Origin of the sequence: Vibrio makurazakiensis (genome assembly GCF_050337375.1) — a bacterium.
Taxonomy (GTDB): domain Bacteria; phylum Pseudomonadota; class Gammaproteobacteria; order Enterobacterales; family Vibrionaceae; genus Vibrio; species Vibrio makurazakiensis.
Genome location: NZ_JAKJSW010000279.1, coordinates 1 through 4,426, shown reverse-complemented (window position 1 = coordinate 4,426; position 4,426 = coordinate 1). Strand labels below are relative to the sequence as shown.

General features: G+C 41.9%; 5 protein-coding genes. 2 read left to right on the top strand and 3 right to left on the bottom strand.

The window, feature by feature from the left end:
* Positions 1 to 146 precede the first annotated feature (146 nt).
* Complete coding sequence (locus L4C33_RS19900; protein ID WP_428814138.1) at positions 147 to 725, top strand: HD domain-containing protein; 579 nt, start codon at positions 147 to 149, stop codon at positions 723 to 725.
* On the opposite strand, the gene L4C33_RS19895 is transcribed toward L4C33_RS19900, so the two are convergent.
* On the bottom strand, positions 722 to 1,810 hold the full coding sequence (locus L4C33_RS19895) for a PQQ-dependent sugar dehydrogenase (RefSeq protein ID WP_428814137.1): 1,089 nt from the start codon (positions 1,808 to 1,810) through the stop codon (positions 722 to 724). The two genes, L4C33_RS19900 and L4C33_RS19895, sit on opposite strands and share 4 nt — an antisense overlap.
* 288 nt (positions 1,811 to 2,098) lie before the next feature.
* Between L4C33_RS19895 and L4C33_RS19890 the strand changes: the two genes are divergently transcribed.
* Entirely contained in the window at positions 2,099 to 2,686 is a 588-nt protein-coding gene (locus L4C33_RS19890; protein WP_428814136.1) for a DUF1294 domain-containing protein, read from the top strand.
* A gap of 53 nt (positions 2,687 to 2,739) precedes the next feature.
* On the opposite strand, the gene yiaY is transcribed toward L4C33_RS19890, so the two are convergent.
* Both yiaY and L4C33_RS19880 read right to left on the bottom strand, forming a co-directional pair.
* Entirely contained in the window at positions 2,740 to 3,888 is a 1,149-nt protein-coding gene (yiaY, locus tag L4C33_RS19885; RefSeq protein ID WP_428814135.1) for an L-threonine dehydrogenase, read from the bottom strand.
* 286 nt (positions 3,889 to 4,174) lie between these two features.
* A complete protein-coding gene (locus L4C33_RS19880; protein ID WP_428814134.1) occupies positions 4,175 to 4,321 on the bottom strand; it encodes a hypothetical protein in 147 nt (48 codons plus the stop codon).
* Positions 4,322 to 4,426: the final 105 nt, after the last annotated feature.

The window sequence follows — 4,426 nt, the reverse complement described above, 5'->3', positions numbered from 1 at the left end:
AGATGGTAAATACCTCGTTGATCATGTCATGGTTTTTTAGAAACCGTCTTTAAGGGTAAGAGACTTCTATTATCGGCAACACATAAAAAGGGACGAGACTATTGGATAAGTTCGAGCAAAGCCTAATTGCCTTTATTGAGCTAAAAATGCAAACCGATGCTGCACATGATTTAAACCATATCTTACGCGTGGTCAAAACAGCTAAGCAGCTATGTCGGGCGGAAAATGCAGTGGAGGAGGTAGTAGTGCCAGCTGCCTACTTACACGATTGTTTTACCTTTCCTAAAAATCATCCGGATCGAGAGCGAAGCTCTAAACATGCCGCAGATATCGCGATTGAGTTTCTAAAGTCTGTGAACTACCCAGAACAATATTACTCAGCTATACATCATGCAATTGTGAGTCATAGTTACAGTGCGAATGTAACTCCGGAAACCTTAGAAGCAAAAATTGTTCAAGATGCTGATCGTTTGGATGCATTAGGTGCCGTTGGCATTGCTCGATGCGTACAAGTGAGTACTTCATTAGGACGCACATTATATTCACTGACTGACCCTTTTTGTGAATCAAGAGAGCCTGACGATAAAGTGTTTACGATTGACCATTTCTATATCAAATTACTTCACTTGGTCGATACCATGAATACTGACTCAGCCAAACGAGAGGCAGAAAGACGGACGCAATTTATGCGCAGTTACTTGGTACAGCTTGAATCTGAAATTTAGGACTCCAAAATTTTAGGTTCGATGCGGTAAATATTTCCGTTGTCCGTACAAAAATAAATGTGCCCGCCGGGGCTAATAGTAATATCTCTAATACGCTCGTTGAGATCTTCAAATAGGCGACGTTCTTCCTTAAGTGCGAGTTGGTCGTCTATAGAAATGACATTGATATGAGTGAGCTTTAAAGCGCCAGCGAGCAGTTTTCCATTGAGATTCGGATAAACCTCTCCTCGATATAAAACTAAGCTGCTTGGGGCTATTGAAGGGACGTAAACGAGCGCTGGGCTTTCAATACCTTCTTTCTCTTCTGCTTCACCTACCGATATTGGCCCCCAATACTCTTTTCCGTGTGAAGTGATTGGCCAGCCATAGTTTTTCCCGCGTTTGATCCGGTTTATCTCATCCCCACCTCTAGGGCCGTGTTCTATCGCCCACATAGTGTTTGATTCTAAATCAAAGGTAATTCCTTGCGGGTTACGGTGCCCGAAACTCCAAATTTCACTCGCATAATTGGTGTCTTTGATGAATGGATTATCACTTGGAACTGAACCGTCTAAGTTTAGGCGCAGAATGCTTGCTGCGTGGTTAGAGGTATCTTGCCCATTATCTCTATCGCCTTTGTCTCCAAGAGTCAGGTAGAGGTGATTGTCGCTATCAAATGCGATACGGCTACCAAAGTGACGAGATGTGTCGGAAGCTGCGCTGGTTACAAGCACATCACGCCATTGTGTTAGTTTGCCATCGTTATAATTTGCAGTCGCTAGCGTAGTCGCAACACCATTAGTTACTGGCTTACTGTAACTAAAGTAGAGTTGGTTAGAATTGATTGGAGAAACGGCGATATCCATTAGCCCACCCTGACCTTTGCTTGAAAGATCCTTGATGGTTAACAGTATGTTTTTGTTACCTGTTGGAATGTCTAACTCAACAACGGAACCAGTCTTTTCCGTTACTAATAGTGTTTTTTCATTAGTAAACTGAAGCCCCCATGGTAGCTCAAGGTTACTGGCGACTTTAGTGAGTGAATATTCGTTACCAAAGCTTGTAAAACTCGCCAATAGTAAGGTGAAGAGTATCGTTTTGTTCATATAACTTCCTTATTCAAGGGGTTGTAGATCCCCCAGTATTGCTAGAGCTTATTAGCAGGCTGCCAATATTTGTGATTTATCTATCAATATTGTATTTGAAGTGTGACAAGGCTCATTATATTAATGTTTACATAGTTTCATATGCAACTAGAGTGAACATTAGGTCGATATAACTATTTAAGTTCGGTACAGCAATGCATTAAGTACGGTGTAGCAATGTAAGTGCTGTAGTAAAAATAGTAGTCGGAACGAACCTGATGATAAATGCTAGCGGGATAGGGAAGTGTAATGGGGTCTGAACGTACAGTGCTGCAATGGGAAGGGGGGATTAGAAAAAATTCAGCTAACCCTCTTAATTCTCAAGATTCCCTAGTTCAAAGGGATTTAGTTCATCACGATGTTGATAGTAAGCGGCGCGCGGCGATATTTGATCAGTCGGCAAAGGAAAAATCGTCAACGTCGAGTGTGAGTCCATTTGTATTTAACTTTTCAATGGCCATTGTCGTTTGGTTTATCACTGTACTGCTAGCGAGTATTTGGCTTGTTAAGTACCCTCCAATTGTCCTTTTATTCTATGTCTTTTTAAGTGCTGTAACCTATTCGTTTTACATGTTTGATAGCGCAGCGGCTAAACAAAATACACTTCGAATACATAACGGGATCTTACACACTTTATCTCTCGCTGGTGGGTGGCCTGGAGCGCTGATAGCCCAATGTTCCTACAAGGTTCATTACCACAATAAAGTGTTCGCTGTATTATTTTGGTGTACGGTTGGGCTTAACTTCTTAGTGTATGTTTGGACTTTCACAGAGGCTGGAAATGCTCACTTATTGTCTTGGGTAAGGGAACTTAAATTGTGGCTTAGTCCAGTGTAAATAAGCCCTCTAAGAGGGCTTATTATCGTTACTAAAACTATTCAGACTTTTTGTTACATTGCTGCTTCAAAAATGGCAGATATTTCTTCGTGTGTTGCCTGTTTTGGATTAGTAAAACCGCAAGCATCTTTTAATGCGTTATCTGCAAGAATACTGATGTCTTCAGATTTTGCTCCTAGGTCTTTTAGACCAGCAGGAATACCAACAGCTTGCGAGAGCTCCATGATAGCATTCAATGCTGCTTCAGCACCTTGTTCTGCTGTCATTTTCTCAACGTTTACACCCATCGCTTTTGCTACATCACGAAGCCTTTCTGGGCACACTTGAGCGTTGTAGCGTTGTACGTGAGGAAGCAGAACTGCGTTACAAACCCCGTGAGGTAAGTCGTAAAATCCGCCAAGTTGATGAGCCATTGCATGAACGTAGCCAAGTGATGCATTGTTAAATGCCATCCCTGCCATAAATTGCGCGTAAGCCATCTGTTCACGTGCTTCAATATCTTCACCGTTAGATACCGCTGTGCGAAGGTGAGCTTGGATCAACTCAATTGCTTTGATAGCTACCGCATCTGTAATTGGTRTTGCTGCAATAGAAACATACGCTTCCACTGCGTGTGTTAATGCATCCATTCCCGTTGCTGCTGTTAATGAAGCCGGCTTAGCTAGCATCAGTTTAGGATCATTTACAGAAATTAGCGGTGTAGTATGTTTGTCGACGATTGCCATTTTGATATGGCGAGCTTCGTCTGTGATGATACAAAAACGCGTCATTTCTGAAGCGGTACCAGCTGTGGTGTTGATAGCGATAAGTGGCATCATAGGTTTAGCTGACTGATCTACGCCTTCGTAGTCAGAAATTTTTCCGCCGTTTGCTGCAACAAGTGCAATGCCTTTCGCACAGTCATGAGGTGAGCCACCACCTAATGAAATTACGAAGTCACAGCCGTTTTCTTGTAGTAACGCTAAACCGCTTTCTACGTTGCCAATGGTTGGGTTTGGTTGGGTGCCGTCAAATACAACTGTGTCGACACTGCGGTCAGCCAGTAATTGCTGTACTTGTCCTACAACACCAATTTGGTTCAATACTTTGTCGGTAACGATAAGACCTTTTTTAAAGCCTTGTGACTGAATGCTGTCAGTCGCATCTGTTAAACAGTCTGCGCCCATAAAATTAATTGTTGGGATAAAAAATGCGCTAGCCATGTGGTGACTCCATTGAATTATGATTCGAACTGAGTTCATCATGGCGATAGCTGAGGTTTTAAATATTGATCTAAAATAAGTTTACAAACTGAGGGTACTACTTTGTGGGTATTTGTGTGCAGTGAGTCAAAATGCAAACGATTGGCAAAATATGATGATGTTTTTGTTAATAGTCATGCGGCTAACAATTTGAAAAATAAGTTAATTGTTGGGGTTGGTGTGTTGTTAAGGGGGGAAGGGATAAGAGCCTAACTCCGTTTAAGCTCTTTAAGTGTCATGTCGTCAATTACTCAGTGGATTGGTTCGTTGCTGCTTGAGTTTGTATCGCATCTTCTGACTGAGCGTCGAGCTCGTCGTTAGAATCATCATCTTCGTCGTAATATTTCACAAGAAAAGGTGTCAGCATCACAGAGGATGGTAGAAAGTGTTTCATAGCATCTCCTAACATAAGGTCTGGCTTTATATTATTAATGAACGAGATGATGAAACTTGTTCTCGATCACGAAGTGAGACTACCCCTAAGTGATTAGTTTTAAAG

Bases quoted from the DNA above. Each gene is read 5' to 3' on its own strand.
- L4C33_RS19900 (WP_428814138.1), top strand. From the start codon at position 147: ATGCAAACCGATGCTGCACATGATTTAAACCATATCTTACGCGTGGTC.
- L4C33_RS19895 (WP_428814137.1), bottom strand. From the start codon at position 1,810: ATGAACAAAACGATACTCTTCACCTTACTATTGGCGAGTTTTACAAGC.
- L4C33_RS19890 (WP_428814136.1), top strand. From the start codon at position 2,099: ATGGGGTCTGAACGTACAGTGCTGCAATGGGAAGGGGGGATTAGAAAA.
- L4C33_RS19880 (WP_428814134.1), bottom strand. From the start codon at position 4,321: ATGAAACACTTTCTACCATCCTCTGTGATGCTGACACCTTTTCTTGTG.